This window comes from Hyunsoonleella ulvae (genome assembly GCF_016827605.1).
Classification (GTDB): domain Bacteria; phylum Bacteroidota; class Bacteroidia; order Flavobacteriales; family Flavobacteriaceae; genus Jejuia; species Jejuia ulvae.
Map to the genome: position 1 here is coordinate 331,647 of NZ_JAEPJQ010000002.1, position 18,168 is coordinate 349,814.

General features: G+C 30.2%; 15 protein-coding genes. All 15 read right to left on the reverse strand.

All coding sequences use genetic code 11. The annotated features are described in order from the left end of the window. Positions 1 to 5: 5 nt before the first annotated feature. Positions 6 to 3,164, reverse strand: a complete 3,159-nt coding sequence (locus JS605_RS07130) for an efflux RND transporter permease subunit (RefSeq protein ID WP_203257008.1) — start codon at positions 3,162 to 3,164, stop codon at positions 6 to 8. A gap of 347 nt (positions 3,165 to 3,511) precedes the next feature. Further along, positions 3,512 to 4,096 carry a hypothetical protein gene (locus JS605_RS07135; RefSeq protein WP_203257009.1) on the reverse strand — a complete coding sequence of 195 codons (585 nt, stop codon included), beginning with the start codon at positions 4,094 to 4,096 and terminating at the stop codon, positions 3,512 to 3,514. Then, on the reverse strand, positions 4,074 to 5,306 hold the full coding sequence (locus JS605_RS07140) for a 6-bladed beta-propeller (protein ID WP_203257010.1): 1,233 nt from the start codon (positions 5,304 to 5,306) through the stop codon (positions 4,074 to 4,076). The genes JS605_RS07135 and JS605_RS07140 overlap by 23 nt, the downstream gene beginning before the upstream one ends. 73 nt (positions 5,307 to 5,379) lie before the next feature. Next, positions 5,380 to 5,739: a hypothetical protein gene (locus tag JS605_RS07145; protein WP_203257011.1), complete on the reverse strand. Its 360-nt coding sequence runs from the start codon at positions 5,737 to 5,739 to the stop codon at positions 5,380 to 5,382. Between the two features lie 367 nt (positions 5,740 to 6,106). Then, a complete protein-coding gene (gene lepB, locus JS605_RS07150; RefSeq protein WP_317194134.1) occupies positions 6,107 to 7,273 on the reverse strand; it encodes a signal peptidase I in 1,167 nt (388 codons plus the stop codon). After that, positions 7,260 to 7,886 carry a hypothetical protein gene (locus JS605_RS07155; RefSeq protein WP_203257013.1) on the reverse strand — a complete coding sequence of 209 codons (627 nt, stop codon included), beginning with the start codon at positions 7,884 to 7,886 and terminating at the stop codon, positions 7,260 to 7,262. Before JS605_RS07155 ends, lepB begins: the two co-directional genes overlap by 14 nt. 21 nt (positions 7,887 to 7,907) lie before the next feature. Continuing rightward, positions 7,908 to 9,053 carry a 6-bladed beta-propeller gene (locus JS605_RS07160; RefSeq protein ID WP_203257014.1) on the reverse strand — a complete coding sequence of 382 codons (1,146 nt, stop codon included), beginning with the start codon at positions 9,051 to 9,053 and terminating at the stop codon, positions 7,908 to 7,910. 80 nt (positions 9,054 to 9,133) lie between these two features. Then, a complete protein-coding gene (locus JS605_RS07165; RefSeq protein WP_203257015.1) occupies positions 9,134 to 9,487 on the reverse strand; it encodes a hypothetical protein in 354 nt (117 codons plus the stop codon). 272 nt (positions 9,488 to 9,759) lie between these two features. Continuing rightward, positions 9,760 to 9,960 (reverse strand): HTH domain-containing protein, encoded by a 201-nt coding sequence (locus JS605_RS07170; RefSeq protein ID WP_203257016.1) that lies wholly within the window; start codon positions 9,958 to 9,960, stop codon positions 9,760 to 9,762. 12 nt (positions 9,961 to 9,972) lie between these two features. Then, positions 9,973 to 11,487, reverse strand: coding sequence for a TolC family protein (locus JS605_RS07175; RefSeq protein ID WP_203257017.1), 1,515 nt, complete (start codon positions 11,485 to 11,487; stop codon positions 9,973 to 9,975). Further along, positions 11,484 to 14,552, reverse strand: a complete 3,069-nt coding sequence (locus JS605_RS07180; protein ID WP_203257018.1) for an efflux RND transporter permease subunit — start codon at positions 14,550 to 14,552, stop codon at positions 11,484 to 11,486. Before JS605_RS07180 ends, JS605_RS07175 begins: the two co-directional genes overlap by 4 nt. A gap of 16 nt (positions 14,553 to 14,568) precedes the next feature. After that, positions 14,569 to 15,522 carry an efflux RND transporter periplasmic adaptor subunit gene (locus JS605_RS07185; RefSeq protein WP_203257019.1) on the reverse strand — a complete coding sequence of 318 codons (954 nt, stop codon included), beginning with the start codon at positions 15,520 to 15,522 and terminating at the stop codon, positions 14,569 to 14,571. A gap of 174 nt (positions 15,523 to 15,696) precedes the next feature. Further along, positions 15,697 to 16,302 carry a hypothetical protein gene (locus JS605_RS07190; protein ID WP_203257020.1) on the reverse strand — a complete coding sequence of 202 codons (606 nt, stop codon included), beginning with the start codon at positions 16,300 to 16,302 and terminating at the stop codon, positions 15,697 to 15,699. Beyond that, a complete protein-coding gene (locus JS605_RS07195; protein ID WP_203257021.1) occupies positions 16,299 to 17,570 on the reverse strand; it encodes a 6-bladed beta-propeller in 1,272 nt (423 codons plus the stop codon). The genes JS605_RS07190 and JS605_RS07195 overlap by 4 nt, the downstream gene beginning before the upstream one ends. Before the next feature lie 60 nt (positions 17,571 to 17,630). Next, positions 17,631 to 18,014 carry a hypothetical protein gene (locus tag JS605_RS07200; protein ID WP_203257022.1) on the reverse strand — a complete coding sequence of 128 codons (384 nt, stop codon included), beginning with the start codon at positions 18,012 to 18,014 and terminating at the stop codon, positions 17,631 to 17,633. Between the last annotated feature and the right edge of the window lie 154 nt (positions 18,015 to 18,168).

Sequence of the window (18,168 nt, forward strand, 5' to 3'; positions counted from 1 at the left end):
TAGGGTTAACTTTCGTTTCTCCTTTTAGCGTTAGGTGTTGTTCTCAAGAATATGGGTAAATAAAAAAATATCCCCATCAAAGAAAAGATTAAACCGCCTATAGAACCCACTGCAAAAGAAAACCAAAACGCTTCATTTTGCCCATACCATACAAAGGGAATTAGACCAACAATTGTTGATACTATGGTTAAAACAACTGGAATAATTTTATAGTTAAATGCTTTAAAATAAAGTTGTGACATGTTTCTTTTCGGATAATTGGTTTTCAAATTATTAAAATCATTAACAATGTACAATGCTGAATTAACGCTAATACCGCAAAGAAGAATAAAAGAGGCATAACCTCCTTGGTCGAAATTAAAATTGAAAATGTAAAACGTTAAAAATACACCTACAAATGATATTGGAATCATACTGATAATTGCCAATGGTTGTTTCAAAGACTCTAATAATATACTACAGATAAAAAGAATGATAGCAACTACAATAAATAAATAGTAATATTGCTTTTTATCTTTTTTATCCCAACGGTTATATTTCTGCTGAAAAATTTTGTAACCCATAGGTAGTTTGGGTTCAAAACTCTCAATGGTATTTTCTCTCACTTTTTGCGCCAATTGCCCTGTACCTAAAAAATCATAAGCAACTGTTAACGTGTATTGTTGATTGTTTTTTTGAATAACATTGCCTGTTTTTCTTTTTTCTATAGATGCTAACTGACTCAATTTATATTGTTTGTTTCTAATAGGGATTGGTGTATTCTTTAAATCCCAAACATTAAACTGTTGATATTTATCTGAAATTAATTTTACGTGCTGTAATTCATTATTTTGGATTACAGAAGAAAGGTTGCCATAGTGTACTTGATTTTTCAAATACCCATAAAGTTGTTGCTGGGATACATTGGCTACTGCTAGCTTATAATCATCAAAGTCTAAGTAATATTCGTAAAGAGCTTTGTCTCTCCAGCCTCCACTTGTAATTTCTATATCTTTAACTCTGGAGCCTGAACTCTCTTCGAGTTGTGTCACAACTGCTTCGGCATAATTGTAAAGCTTATCGTAATTATAACCTTCTAAAATGATGCGATTTTGTTTATAGCCATTTCCCAATGCATTAGAAAACCCTCTACCAACACCACTTACCGTCCAGTCTAAACCACCTAAACTAATGGCCTTCGATTCCAGTAAATTTTTTAGTGTATGTGGAAACCCAGAAAACTCAAAGGCTTCCTTAAAATAAATAGAAATGTTAGAATTTCTATAACTGTAAATATTGGTTTCAAAAAGTTCTATTTCTTTAAAACGACTTAGGTACGATTCCATTTTAATAATAGCATCGTTCAATTGTTGTATCGTACACCCCTCAGGCATAGTACCCGTAACTCGCAGAGTAGTACGCTCTGGCTCAGTATAATAAGCATTTTCAAATACATCTTCGGTAAATAAACGTAAAGAACCGCCTACAACTTTTTCTAAAGTGGGTCTAATAGAGTTAGTAAACCATTCTGAACCCATTGTTTTGTTATATAAATTGGCTAGAGTAGCTTCGCCTTCAATTTCATTTGGTAAAAACTGTATAGGTAAGCCAAATCCTAAAATAAACAATACGATAAAAAACCACTTAAACTTTGGTCTTTTCATAAAGTAAACAATAGAGCTGTAAATATTTGTAAACCATATAATGCGCTTTTTTCGCTTTCTCGAAAAACGATTTTGCTTCTTCGGTAATTTAATTTTGTTTAAAAGTGCTGGTATATAATAGATAGATATCAGCAACGATACGCCTATGTTTATAGCAATTACAAGAGCAAAATCCAGCAAATCTACCTGCTGGTTTTCATCTAATAACAAAATGATCAATAAAGCTCCGATAGTAGTTAGGGTGGCCGCTAAAATGGCTAAAAACACTTTTTTGTCGCCTTTATTTCTAATATGGTCTATCATTATAATACTATTGTCTATAATAATCCCAAATGAAATGGTTATGCCTGCAAAAGAGTATAGTTGAAGCTCTACTTTGAATAGATAATAAAAAATTACCGCTATTAACAGATTGGTAATTATACTTAAAAAGAGTATTGCTAAGTATTTAAAACTTCTATTTATAATTAAAATTAAAAGCAGTAAAATTAGAAAGGCGTACAAGGTACGCTTTTGTATTTTTTGTAGTTCTTCTACAATATATTCGGTGCTATCTTGCGTAAGTCTTATGTTATATCCAGCATCTAATTGTTTGTTTGTATTGATTATTTGCTCTCTAACCGATTTAGCTAAGTTTATAGTATTTACATCTTGCTCAGCATAAACAGTCATGTTGATAGTGTTTAAACCGTTTATTCTATAGTATCCATTAGGTTTAGCTTCTTTATAATTTACAGTAGCAATATTCTCTAAATAGACAATTCTAGTTCCTAATTTGGTAATGGGAATTTTTGCCCACTGTATTGACCCTTCAGGGCTGTAAGATAGTTTAAGGTTTATTTCATTATCCGTACTGTTTGAGTTTTTAAATACGCCCTTACCCAGTTCTTGCTCTCTTAAATGATTGTTTATGGCGTTTTGTATATCGTTTACGGATAGGTTTAGTTGTTGTAGTTTGTCTGAATTATAAGTTATAACCCATTCAAAAGGAGATGCCCCGTACACATTTACTTTATTAACCCCTTTTATGGTTGTTAGCTTTGGTAATATGTGCTTTTCAGCATATTTTTTTATGTAGTAAGGGCTTTCGTTGGCATGAATGCTGTAGGACAGGATGGGGGACTTATTTTCATTGGCAGCACTTAAAGATAAGCTGGGATAGCTCACGCCTTCGGGTAATTTAGGGTAAGATTGTCTAATGAGGTTAGCTAACTCAAATCTAACGGCATCTATATTAGTATTGTTTTTAAACTTTAAGCTAATGTTTCCTCTGCCTTTGTCAGAAGTAGAGGTAATATTTTTAACACCTTTAATTGTGTTAAAAACACCCTCTAGTTCAGATGTGACTTCTTGCTCAATAACTTTTGCTGAGGCATCTTGCCACCTGTAACTTACATGAATACTAGGTAATGCTTTAGAGGGCTTTAGCTGTACGCTCAATAAAGGGATTACACTTACACCTATTATAGAAAGACAGACAAAAACAATGATTATTGAGAATGAAGAAAGTTTGAGTTTCAATTTAAGTCATCTAATGAGTTTCTATTAAAATTATTCTTTTAAAACAAAGATAAAATTCCAGCTAAGCAAATATTTAAAATTAGTATTGTTAGAGTAATCAAAGTACTAAAAAAATAGTTATAATTAATATTTCTGTTAGTTTGATATGCTTTTACTTTTTTACCTCAATATGTAATAAAATTCAAGTTTTGATTTAGAAATTATTAAATCATTTTTTTTAATTTATGCAGATTAGATTTAGATAAATAAAATTACAAATCAATTGCTAGCTGTTATTTTATGTATTCATAAAACTTATAAATCTAAACAAAAGAAATCAACCTCCAGATTGAACACAGTTAAAATTGTTAAGACATTCTCAAATCAGGAGCTATCTTTTTCAAATACTTGTTTGTCCTACTATCATTCGTTCTAAGTGGAATAAAGGTCTTTTTTACCATAAGGTTTTGATCCAAAATAAAGAAAAAAGGAATCGACATCTCGTCCAATTTGAAATTACCAATTTTATTTTCTATTAAATTATAAACTTCAAATTCATGAAGTTTATTTAGTCGCTTAAAAAGATTAAGATACCTTGGATTTTGGTAGTATGTTAATATGATAATATCATCCAATTTAAAAATTTTATTGTCAATGGCTGACTTTAAATTTTCAAATTCTTTAATAACACAAGCGTCACAATGAAGCTCACTAAATCTCAAAATCAATTTGTTATTTATTACTAAATCCTTTATTCTTAAAGTATCTCTTTTTTCATTTACTACTAAAAAATTTTCTAAATGATAATTATTCATCTGTTTTTGAATTTTATCATAAACTGACATTTCATCGAATGATTTAATGTTGGGTTTTTGTAAATTATATAACACAAAACACGCCGAAAATACAAATAAGATAACACAAAATAATTTACTTTTCTTTTTTATATTCATAGACAAGAAGTATTGGATTTTGGTTGTTTTCAATGTTAGAAAGCAAATTAAATAACTTTGGTTTGTTCTTTTTTAAAGAGTTTCTTAAGTTTTCACTTTGGTTCATTTGGGTTTTTAAGTCTTTTAAAAAAAAAGGATCTACTGTTTGGATAAATCCATTATCAATATAACCACGGGGAGCAATTTGATTACTTAAGCTTAAAAATAGCCCGTCATTAAGTTCTTTAAAAATTTCAGTTTTTTGGTTTTCTTTATCAAAAAATACTGTGTATGGTTCATTATTATAGGAAAACGAAAAGTTTAAAACTCCATTTTTCATCCTAACCCTATCTATACCAGACACATAAGACCTTTCTTTTTCTAACCTTTGGGTTTTTTCATATGAGAATTTTGATATCAAGCTTTGGGGGTATTTATTATTTTTGAAATCGATAAAATATGTTAATCTTAAAGTATCATTTTTAATGACATATATAGAATCATTAAATTTTTCAGTAAAAAATACTTTGTCTTCAAATTTTTCCAATGATCTGAAACCTTTTTGTAATATTTTACTTCTTTCATCTGATATTTCCAGACATCTTCCCAAAGACTTCTGTTTATCATTAATTAATACCAATTTATAATTAAGATTATCCCCTGTTATTAAATTATTTGTATATACTAAATATGTGTTGTTACCGTAATAAACCATTTCTGTGGCAAAGCAATTTAATTTAAACTCTTTAATTGGTATGCCTGATTTAATATCTAAACTAATTATTTTATATGTTTTACTGTCTAGTAGATCGATTGTATTATTTTCGGCATTAACTACAAAATCTGTTAATAACATATATTCTAACGGCCCTTTACCAATAGACTTATACTCCCAAACTAACTCTCCTGTTAAATTATAACAGAATAGTTGTTTCGCGTTTTTACTATCTAAAATAAAAATATAATCACCATGTTGCCTTATAACCGAAATATCTCCAATAAGACTTTGCATATCTAAGTGTATAACATTTTTTATATCAAAATAATCATAAAAGTTGCCCTTAATTATTGAGGATAAATCAACACTTATATTTGTAATATTTGCTTCATCAGTGAAAATTTTATTATTTTTTGCAACTTTTACTGGGTTTTTAAAAAAAACTTTTGTTTGATTAGGATTTTTACAGGAAAGACAAAGTACAATGAATATTAAGCTAAAATATTTGCTCATAATATATATACATGATTTATAAAAGTCCAGAGAATATGTTTTCTCTGGACTTAATTTATAATAAATTTAATAATCAAATAACAGCACCACAGGGTAATAAATTTTGACATATAAAGCTATTTCCCACACAATAATCCTCAACTCCATCTCTTTCCTCATATTTTATAATCTTATATCTAACTCCATTCTCATCCGTATACCAAGTATGCCCAACTGCTACGAGGTATTTGCAGCTTCGTGGCATCCTTAACCCTAATTCTGCAAATGGGTCGTTAACCTCTGATGCATTTGCCACGTTTATGGAGAACAGACTTGCCAAATCTAAATCATTTATAGAACTACTTTGCTTTATCCTGATATTATAGTTAAAAAATAGAACGATCATCATTGAAATAATTCCTAACGATCTTATTAATTTTTTTTGTAGATTCATTTTGATATTTGTTTTAAATCCTAAAATTTAGGATTGGTTATTATTTTTTTTAAAAGCCTTAGGAGGTAAGCTGCTTTTAAGAACAAAACAATAATATAGAAACTCTAAATTATTATATTAAATATTTAAATTTAACCTCCAGTTGTCATAGATTTATACCATAAGCTAAATATTTTAGTTAAACAATTTGTAATTATATTTTTTAATTTGGTGCTCAGAGGTTTTTATATTCACATTGCATAATTATCTTACAAAGTAAAACCCTTGTAGGGACAAATTCTGTCACTTTGCTATTTTGTTTATAAATTTTAACTAGGGCCTTCTCTAAATTTTTATCGACGATCAAACTAAAATAAACAGGAAGTTGTTAATTTATTTTTTTAAAAAAACGGCCCCAATTAAATGATCCACCATAATTAGAAAACAAAACATAGTCCACCTTACCAATTATGTTATCTATTGGTACAAACCCCCATGCTCTGGAATCTGCACTTTTAGCTCTATTATCTCCCATTAAAAAGAAGTAATCTTTTGTAAATGTATAGTGCGTAGCTCTTTTATCGTTAATATAACATACGTCTTCAACTCTTTTAATAGTAACGCCTTCGCAACTATTTATTGCTCGTCTATATTTAAAAAAATTAATCAAATTTAGTTCAATCGTCATGCCTTTTTTAGGCACTATAAATGCCCCCATATTGTCAATAGTCCAAGACAACATTTTTGTTTTGTCAAAGGTTTTTGCCTTGCGCTTACTAATTGTTGTGTCTTGCACAAATTTTATTAAATCATCTTTAGTTAAGTGTCCCAATTGTTGTTCGGTCAAAAAACCTTTTACGAAGGCTCTATTATAATTTACATCTAGTTGTAAAGTATCCGTTATCTTTTTAAAATCATTTTCTTTACCTCTTACTGTAAAATTATATTCTTTTTTTACAGCATTTGGCTCTTTAAATACTTTACCATTTATAAAGACAGAAGCATTTTTTATGGTCAAAGTATCTCCTGGCAACCCCACACAACGTTTTACCAAAATAAAATCTTTTTTCCATGTAGAATTAAATACAACAATGTCTCCCTGTTGTATCTTGGACGTACCTGATAATCTCTTATATGGCCACCAATACTCTTTTTTGCGTTTTTTTGCGCTTTCATTAAACTGGTAGGTAATATTGATTATGGGTATATCAAAAGGCGAACGTGGTAAAATTGGACCATATTTTAATTTGTTTACTACAATTATATCATCTGGGAAAAAGGTATTTTCCATGGATGGGCTAGGGATTCTAAAAATATCAAAAACAAATAACTTTATGCTTATGACAACAAGTAGTATAACCGAAGAAATTAAGATGCTTTTTATGACTTTATTTCCCCTTTGGCTCTTTATCTGCGAAATACGTTTTAATAAAATGAAATATAGCAACAAGATCAAACCTAGCCAAAATAACCCTATAATCATCAAGATTAAAGATACAACCAGCATTACTATAACGCTCTTCTTCATCAGGTTAGACGGGTCATTGAGTTGCATTGTTGCCCAAAAAATTTTTAGAGGTATTAAGAAGGTAGTTCTCCGATAGCTTTGGTTTGTCTTTTTGAGGTATGAAAAAGTTAGTTATCAGCAAAGTTGAATCAATACAGAAATAATAAGGCATGTTGAGTTTGTCGGCAGGTATATTTAAATCCTTATCTGGTAACAAATACATTTTAATATTTTTTAGCCCTTTATTTTGAATATCTCTGTAAAAAACATACAGGTCTCTTTTGTTTCTATAATGTGCGATAATATATATATCATTTACGAATAACTCTTTATTCTTTAATACTGCGTTAAGTTCTGCTTTAATACAATCACTACAATTAGATTCTGAATAACGCAAAACAAGTGCGTGTTTTTTAAATATATCCTGAGCTAAAACAACATTGCCATGAATATTTATAAATTTAATGTCTTCTCGTAATTTTAAGTTTTCATTTAGATTTTCATCAATAATATTCTGTTCTAATGTAAGAAGTTCTTTTTTTATATCCTTTGATAGGATATTAATATCATTGATAGCTTTTGAATAATTATTAATCTTAGTTAACAAAAACCCATTTAAAACTAAAAGTAAGATCATTATAGTATAATTTATTTTTCTCATTCCAACTTGATTAAAAGCATCTTATTTTTTAAACGTATAAATAATTAACATAGGGTTATCATTACTAGATACTTTTTCATCAATATTTTTAATATATGTTGGCAAGTCATGCCAAGGTTTTATTTCTTTTTTATAGATACTTAATTGTTCTTTGAAATATTGAGCTTCGCATATTGATAGTATTTTATTATTATCACCATCATGTGCAAAATAATTTTGAAATATAAGTTTATCTTTTGGTCCCCTGAAAGACTGGAAGATTTTAGCCTTTTTGGAAATTTTAGAATAAATAACAATCATACTTCCCCAAAAATTAAAAGTGATATAGCTGTCATTTTCTCTAAAATTTGAAATTCCAAAACCTAATTTATTCTTTGTAGCGTATTGATAAAGCCCATTAAATTCATTATCCAATTTTTCGATGAAATTTTTTGGAGTTTCATTATCTCCAAAATCTATGTAATACTTTGGTAAAAAAGTATTATTTTTATATCCATATATTATTTCTGAATAGCCCAAACTCATATTCAGGCTTTTGCTTTTTATTATATTAGGGGTGCGCCATCCAAGTGAGAAAAAAAAATGATCATACTTATCCATATTAATTTCATTTTTTTTCTCGAATGTGGATAAATTAATTTCTTGAAACAATTTACTTTTTTCTGGGTTTTTATATAATGATAAAAGCTTATTGTCTTGATACCCGATATTAAAATAATAATCGGTCATTTTCTTTTCTTCTATAAATTGACCATCAAAATTAAAAGTTATGATCTTATTTGGAGCCCTAGAATATAAAAGAAGTCGATGGTTTTCATAATCAATCGTAAAATCTTGTAAGAAACTGTATTCACCAGGTCCCTTTCCAATATTCTGAATCTTATTTAAAAACTTTCCATTGTTGTTAAAAATATAAACACTTCTTAACCTTTTGTCTAAAATAAAAATTTTATCATCTTGAAAACTTATTCTGTCAATGCCACTTAAAATGGACACCTCATTTGTTTCCAAAGGAACAATTGAAGATGAAGAAAAAAACTCTTCAAAATTACCTTCACCATGAGTTTCTCTCATATCCACCTCTATCCGTATAGGATTTTCTACCTCTACACTTCTACTACAGGCATTTAAAAGTAATAAGATTAAGATAAAATGTAGTTTATTCATTATTTAAAAATTTTAAAGAAGTGTTTAGCCTTTGTAAATTAAGTTTATAAATACAAAGGCTTAAACTAATTTATTAACTATTAGGGATTAGGAGGACAAGTGCTCGAGAGCTCAATAGTTACTTTCGTTATTGGTGTACAATCTGATGTGCCTCCTGGCCAACATTCTCTGTAAGATGAATGACTATAAGTTCTTGTACACGAATAGGCTTGTGGAGTACCAGTCTTATAATGAAATGTTTTTACTTCGATTTCAGAGGGGAAATTCGCTTTGACATATTTAATTACTCCACCTGATGATTCTGCATTAGCATTTTGAATTAAATCTAAAGAAGCTAAATTAATATCTTCTTCAGTTTGAAGAATAGAAGATACATTAAAAAAAGCAACTGCCAAAATCATTGTGACACTTAATATTCCTATTATTTTTTTCATTTTATTAAATTTTAAAATTTGATAATTAATTTTCACAAAAGTCTTTTAGGAAATACTACTTTTGCTAAATATCAAAAAGTTTTTTACACAAAACTATTTAGCCCTAAAAATAAAGACTTCCTCTGGGTATTTTTTATTTATGTCATTGGCATGAATTTTTAGTTAAACAATTTGTGATTATATTTTTTGACCCGATGCTCAGAGGTTTTTTATATTAAATTTCAATTATCTTACAAGTTTAACAACTTATAGGGACAAATTCTGTCACTTTGCTATTTTTTTAGAAGGTATTTATTACTTTTTCTACAGTACACTATGGTTTTACCTTCTTTTCTAAGACTTTCCAGCATTCGCTTAACTGTTCTTACACTACAACCATAATCGTCAGCTATTTTATCTAGTGATACTAAACGTTGTTGTTTTATGAGATATAACAAATACTCTTCTTTTTCTTTTCTTTCAGAATATGTCATAGCTATTTGGTATTAATCTTCTAATATATTATCAAAATCTTGTATTAAAGGAGTATCTTTTATAAAATTATAAAGGGTTAACTGCTGTACTTTATAATATAGGTTCCAATAGTTTTGTAATGTTTTCACATAGTTTTCGTTAGCCTGTTGCCATGCTCTACGTGAAGTAGTAAGGTTTAAAAAATCTACATTACCAGATAAAAATCGTTTTTCTGTAAGGCTGTAAGATTCTCGAGCTAAGTCTCTGGTACGTAAGGCATCATCTACCAACTGTTTTTGTAAATTAAAATCGAGAACATTCAAGGTCACATCTTGTTTGTAACTTTCTTCATTTTGTTGCAATTCTATATCTATTACTTCCTTATTCATTCTTGCCGTTTTAATATTGCCCTTGCGTTCTCCCCAATCTAGTATAGGCATATTAAACTGTATGGATACCATCTGTTGGTCCAGAAATCTACCATAGGCATCTACAAAGGTGTTAGCCTGCTGGTTTAACCCATAACTTGCTCTTATAGATAAATCAAAACGATTGTCTTTAATTGCTCGATCTAAATCTCTTAGCGCCTCTACTTTTTTAAGTTTTAAGTCTAATATATCAGGGTTGTTTTGGTAAGCGAGTTCTATCGCCTTATTTAAATCTATAGTTAAATTACTTACTAACTCTGGTAATTCTGGTGTCGCATTCTTGGGTAATTGGTCTCTTAAAAACAGCTGTAAGGCAGCTTCGGCTTTTTGTAAAGCTTGTAGGTTTTGTGTTAATGCTGTATTGGCATTGTAAACGTCTAGTTCTAAATTTAAAAGGTCATCGCGCTCAATAGCAATAACCTCATAGCGTTTTTTACCAATTTCAAACAACTTTTCTACAGTAGTTTTATTCTCTTTAGCGATTGTTACTTTTTGACTTGCTAAAGCCCATTTAAAGAATAAATCAACGGATTTTATATTAATAGTTTGTAATTCTGATAGAAAATCTTGCTTGCCTTTTTGATATTCTATAGGCGCTGTTTGCTTTTGCCATTTAAAGGTATTAAATGCCATAATGGGTTGCACTAAGCCTATTCTTACAGGGGTAGCATTGTAGGTCTCCAATTTGGTAAGACCAAAATTTTCTAATCTATTAAAACTAGAATTAATGAATAGCCGAGTACCAGTAGCTCCAATATTTTGAGATATTGAAATATTTGCAAAGGTGTTAATGGTTTGCTGCTGCCTAAAGACATCAATATTTAATTCAGAATCGTAGCGCTCAACTAAAGCACTGTTGTAAGTAAATGGTCTTGCTTCTAAATCTACAGTTGGCAATAAGCTGGATTTAAAAGCCCTAAATTGCCAATAATTCACGCCGTATTTACGTTTGGCTTTAAATACATCTAAGGATTTTTTACTAGCAAGATTAATAACATCTTGTAGTGTTAATTCCTTTTGTGGCAGATATTCTGGTTTTTCTTGAGCAAAACCTGATAGGCTGGACAATAATAGCCAAACAATAACGGTAGATTTTTTTATATTTAAGTATAGTTTCATTTTTTTCTGGTAAAATGATAATAGCATAACGGTATAAAGTACAAGCTTACTACGGTACCCAACAGCATACCACCAATTAAGGCTACAGCGAGAGGTGCTTGTAATTCTGCACCCAAACCTCCTGTTAACAACAGTGGGACTAATGCTAAAATTGTGGTTAAACTCGTCATTAATATGGGTTTTAAACGCCTTTGTCCTGCTACTAAAAGTGCTTTAAGTAGCGGGTGTCCTTGGCGTTGTAATTGAATAATGGTATCAATCTTCAAAATAGAATCGTTAATAATAATACCACTCATTACCACAATACCTATCATAGACATTAAATTGATACTCATACCAAACAATTTTAAAAACAAGAAGGCTCCTGCCAAATCTATAGGTACTTCTAACAGAATAATCAATGGCAATACAAATGATTCAAATTGAGAAGCCAAAATAAAGTATAATAGCAGTAAAGATATCAGTAGTACAACTTTTAACTCGTCCATAAGTTGCAGATTAGAGAAAAAACTACCCGAAAAACTAGTCTCGTAGTTTGTGTTTTTGTTTACTATTTTTTTTACGTTATCAATAGTGTTTTCAATCTCATTATCCTTTACATTAAATTCTACTGGATAATATTCGCCCACAACGCCGCCAGAAATACGTTTTAAATCTTGGGCTTTAGACACTTTCACAAAGTCCTTAATTTGGAAAAGCGTACTGTCTCTGGATGCTACCATAGTCTCACTTAAAATGGCTTCAAGATACTTTGTTTTACCTCCTAAAATTATAGGCATAACCTGTTGATTGTCTGCTATTGTTAAAACTTCATGCGCATTAAAAGCACTTTTTAGAGTATTGAACAACGTGTTACTGTTAATATTATAAGTAATTAGCTTTTCTTGATCAGCAACAAGTGTCATGTACTCCTGCCATGCAATAGGTTTTAGTGCTATGTTTTCAGTACTTTTATTTAATTGATGCCAAATAGTTTTAAGTTGATGGTTTTGGGCACTTCCTAAATTTTCAATATGACGTAATCTGGCTACTAAAGGTGCTTCTTTACTTGAAAAAATTAGACTAAAAATGTTATCTACGTTACTATAATTGTAAACAGCGTTAGGAAACTTTTGTATTAAAGTCTTATTTAAATTTGATTTAATAGTATTAATATCTATTTCTGTCTCTGCATTCAAATAAATAGTGGTTTCTGAAGTTTTAGCATCAGCATTTTTATCCAGTATAAATTGCTGTGTGCCAACAAGAGCTGTTTGGTTTACTAATTGGGGTTTTATGGGCTGTAATAGTTCTAATGAACGTCTCTTGTTTTCTTCAACATTAATTTGTTCATTCCAATCAATTTGAAGTAGTGTTTCGGTAGTTGATATTACTGGCATTTGCTTTTTAGGTAATAGGCTAAACAAGCTTATTGAAAGGGCTAAAAATAAAAAGCTGATACCCCAAGACAGTTTTTGTCTGCGCATGATAAAACGGAATCCTTTTTCGTAGAACGCTTCATAATTAAAACGATTTACCTTCTCTAAAAAACGTGTAACCCTACTAGAGCGTTTTCTTTCTTTTAAATGAAACAAACGATATAATGTAGGCAGTAAGGTGACTGATACTAAAAGCGATATAAATAAGCCTATACTTACCGCCATGGCTTGGTCGTAAAATAACGAACCGCTAATACCACTTAAAAACACCAATGGAATAAATACGGCACAAGTGGTAAGGGCAGAGCTTAATAAAGGTTTAATAACCTCGTTGGTACCCATAACGCAGGCTTTAGACAGTTGATGACCTCTGGTCCTAAATTGCTCTATATTGTCTATGACAATAATAGAGTTGTCTATCATTAAACCTATCCCTAAAACCAAACCCGATAAGGAAATGATATTTATAGATATGTTTAAAAGATGGAAAAATAACAGTGAAACTAGTATTGAAGCGGGTATGGTAATACCAATTAGTAAGGGGGATTTTACATTTTTTAGAAACAAGAACATGACAGCAAAAGCTAATAGCATACCCCATAATAAACTTTGAAATAAATTGTTGATGGCGTAATCGAGTAACTTAGTTTGGTCTCGAGTAATTGAAAAATTAATTTGCGGATAATCTTTTTTAAAGGCATCTATTAATTTGCTAAGAGATGCTTTTAAGTCATTCATTTTAGCATCACTTTGTTTAATGATGGCCATTGTTACCGCTTCATCGCCTTCCGATAATACTAAACCTGTCCTGTTTTGTGGATGTTCAATTATCTCTGCCAATTCCTTAAGTTGAAACACACGATTGCCCTTGTTTATGTAAATAGATTCAATGTCTTTAATATCGGTAAGTGAGGTTCCTAATCGTATGTCATATTGATACTGATTGTCTTTTATTAAGAGGCTTCCTATATCGAGATCGTTCTTTTCTATAACAGATTCTATGTCGGATAACCTAATACCTAAAGCATTCAATTTATCTTGATCTGGAATAATTAAAATTTCAGAAGCTACCAGTCCGTTGATATCTACCATAGCTACTTCTTCCACCTGCTCAATACGCCTTTTAATTACTTGGTTTACAAAACGATTAAAGTCTACAAACTCTTGGGATACAGGAAATAGAGGATTCCCTGTTTTACTTGTTTTTTGGGGAGCTTTAATGGTCATGCTCAGGTAAAATACTGGGATATCAGTAGCACTAGCTTTAATAACTTTAGGGCGATCTACAGTTTTGGGTAAGCTATTTGCCAAGCGGTCTATTTTCTCGTTAACCTCTATAAACGCATAATCTATATTACTGCCATGAGTGAAACTTAATCGTACAACTCCAGATTCATTACTGGCTTCACTTTTAATATCCTTTAGGTGACTTACTTGCATTAATCTGGAGCGCATTGGTTTAACAATTGCATCTTCCATTTGTCTAGCCGACATGTTATCTGCTTGTACCTGAACTGTGACTTCTGGGATATCTATATCTGGCATTAAGGACACAGGAATAAAATTCAAGGCATAGGCTCCTAAAATAAGCACACCTAGAGTCGTCATTAAAACAGCTATAGGTTTATGTGTTAAAAATTTTACCATAATTTATAGATAAAAGCTAGTCAATATCTTTTACGGTAACCCCGCTATCGTGGGCTAAGTTCAAATTATTAGATACAATAATGGTGTCTCCAACTTTTAAGCTGGCACTACTTTTATCGGGGTGTGGTATTACGGCATATTGTTTACTATTTTCATAAGTGGTTTGTACGTAGGTCCAAAAGGCTTTGCCTTGTTGCACTTTAAACAATACTTCATGATTATCTCTTAGAACTACAGCTGCTTTTGGTACAACAAATTGGTCCGTAACATCTTTTTGAATAAAAACTTTTACATTCATACCTTCTAATAAGCTACCATCATTCTTTACGTTGGCTTTTATTAGAATGGTACCATCCTTTTCTACCTGAGGATTAATAGTTGTAATTTTTCCATTATAAGAGGTATTGGTTGCAGAGGGCTGAACAGTAATGGTTTGGTTTACTTTAATATCTTTTAACTCTGATTCTATAACACGAAATTCTACTTCAAAAACAGCATCATTAATTAGCGTTAAAAATGGTGTGCCAGTATTAACTTGTTCATATAATTTGGTGTTGATGTTCGCAATTTTACCACTAAATGGGGCAATCAGTGTGGTGGACTTTAAATCGAATTGCGCGGTTTCTAGTTGATGTTTACTGTTTTTATAACCAGATTTTATTGCCATTTTATCATACTCTTCTTGAGGTATGGCGTTGGAGTCATCTGGATCAAAACCTCGGCGAATTTGTAAATCCTTAAAATCTAAAGCGGCTTGCTTAATGTCTAATTGCGCTTTATTAACTTTTTGTTTAAATGTAGTATTGTTTAAACGCGCTAGAATTTGTCCTTTCGTTACATTGTCTCCGTTTTTAACGTAAAGATGTTGCAATGCTTCGCTTACCTTAAATCGTAATTCACTTTTCTCTAAAGCTACAAGCCTACCATTGCTAACTAGTTCTTTTTTAAAAACACCTTGGTTCAGCAACATGATATTTACATCGTTTTTGTCTGGGAGGTAACTTTTTTTATTTAGATTCTCGTTTGGTTTTTCTTTTGTGTCGTTACAGTTTAACAAAAAACTGAAACAAACGATCAAAAGAAATTTTTTTGAAAGATTTTTGTTCGCTCCACTCATAATATTAGATTAAGGCATATAATTCTTCTAGTATAATTCACTTATTTTTGTAAAATATCTATCCTCTAAAATTGAAGATGATTTTATTGGAAAAAACACATTTGAAACTTCTAAATTCTTGTTTACTACAAAATAATATGGGTATTGCACTTCATCCATTTTATTAAAAAAAGAGAGTTCAATATCAGTTAGTGCATAGATTTCAGCACCTATATTCCTATCTGTTTGCATTAGCTTTAATTCTCTTAAGCTGAAGCCTTTTGAAATAATTACATACTTAAATTTTGGATGCGTTTTTAAATAGGTTTCAACCTTATTAACAGCGTCATTTATACAAGAATTACATTGGTTTGAACTTATATATAGCACAAGTTTCGATTCTGGAAACACCTTAGAGAAATATTCTAAGTTGCCTTTAATATTTTTAAGCTTGTTGTCTTTAGGTATTGTAACATGCCCCGAATAATGAGAATGCAGTAACACTCGCGATCTTAATTCCTCAATTTTGGCAACATCATGTTTTACTGATTCTTGTTTCTTGTTTTTAATGATGAAAAAAAATGTTAACCCTAAAATAACTGAAGTTAAAAATAATCCAAAACAAGCTAAATATTTTTTCTGTTTCTTTATCAAAAGTCTTTTAGTTTATATGTTACTATTACTGGGTTATCGGTTTGTTTAATTTTTTCAATAATTTCCCAATATTTTGGTTTGAGACCATTTTTAATTCCCCCATCCTCTACGGCTTGTTTATGATAAAATAATTCTATGGCCTCTATTTTCCCAATAAATGAATTGTTTTCTCCAACCCCAATAGGCCTTCTGTATAACATCATCAACTGATTATCATTTACCCATTTGAGATTGTTTCCGTATAGCATGTTTTTTGATTCTGTATTAAAAAACATATTTGAAACCCCTTTTTCTGAATAAAAAGTAAAAAAGCTACAATTATCAGTTATTATAAAGTCTCCAGAGAAATTTAGATGTTTATTCTTAAGTTCTATAAATTCTTTAGTACTAATTTGTTTTTTCCATACCTTGTCAGGAAAGCCGTTTTTTTCAAATTCAAACTTTATAAACGGAATTAAATTATTTTTCTCTATTTTCCAGATTCCGTTCGAAAAAGGTTGATGATAATAAATAAAATCATTAAACTTACGAAGCGGTCTAGTTGTTGCATAAACAAATGAATTCTCAGGTGTTTTAAAAGCTAAACCTAAAGGAATAGAATTAGTATCTGCTATTATTAGTCTGTAAGAGGCAATTAATGGAATACTTTTATTTTTTTGAACTATAGAAGCTCCAAAAACCAAAGAATTGTTTCCGTACTCATGTTCAGAAACCATGTAGTAAAACGGTTTTGAATCTATGAACTTACCAGTATAGTCATACCTTAATACTTTTCTTGATTTAGAATCTAAAATTGAAATAATTTTTTTTTCCCTATTAATGGCTACATCTCTCATTCTAAGTAATTCCTGGGGACCTTTTCCTATTGTTCCAATTGAATTTAAAAACTTACCATTTTTACCAAATCGTAGTAATTTATTATTATTCTTATCATGAATAAAATAACAATTTGAATCATATATTATGTTGTCTATCTTTCCTATAAGACTCTCTGAAGTAGTTTCTAGGGGAATTAATTCAATATCATACAATACATCATTCAAATCCATTTTAGAACTAAATATATCAGAGGGAATTATAACCTTTTCAGCACCAGCTGTATTCTCATCAAATAGTATAATATCTTCACTTTTGATTTCTATTTTTTTTTTGTTTCCACTTGCATCAATACTTGTTAATGAAACATTATTTTTAGATTCATTTTCACAATTAAAGAATAAAGCAAAAACAAAAAATGAAAGTTTAATTAAGTATGTTTTATTGTTCATATATATTTTAATTAAAACTAGAATACCCCTATAATTATAGAGGCATTCCAGTTAGTTATTTTAGCACTCGGCAGGTTCTGCCTCACAATATAAAGGCCCTGCAGTTTCAGCATCTTCGCAAATAGTTCCCCATACTGTATATGTTTCATATTCAAGATGGCCATAAACATCATATTCATTATTGTAGACCCTCGTTGGAGGTTGGCTATAGTCAATGCATTCATTTGCATATGGCACAGCTTCCTCTCCATAAGGAGGATAATAATCATCACACAAATAGTCTGGCACGTACCAAGGACATCCTTCTGCATTAGCAGATTGCATCGCTATAGCATCTGTTAAATTAAACTCCGCAGACGTATTGCTATCCAGTACGCTAGTGTTTAAAAACATAGCTAGAACAAATACAGATACTATTCCTACTAATTTTAATGTTTTTTTCATTTTATTGAATTTTAAATTTATACTTGTTATCATTAAAGTCTAAAAAGGCATACTACTTTTGGAATATGTAACAGACCAATCTATTAGGCTGTTAAAATCTTTTTAAAGACTCCTTTTTTATTAAGAAATACTTTATTATATCATTAGCATTTGG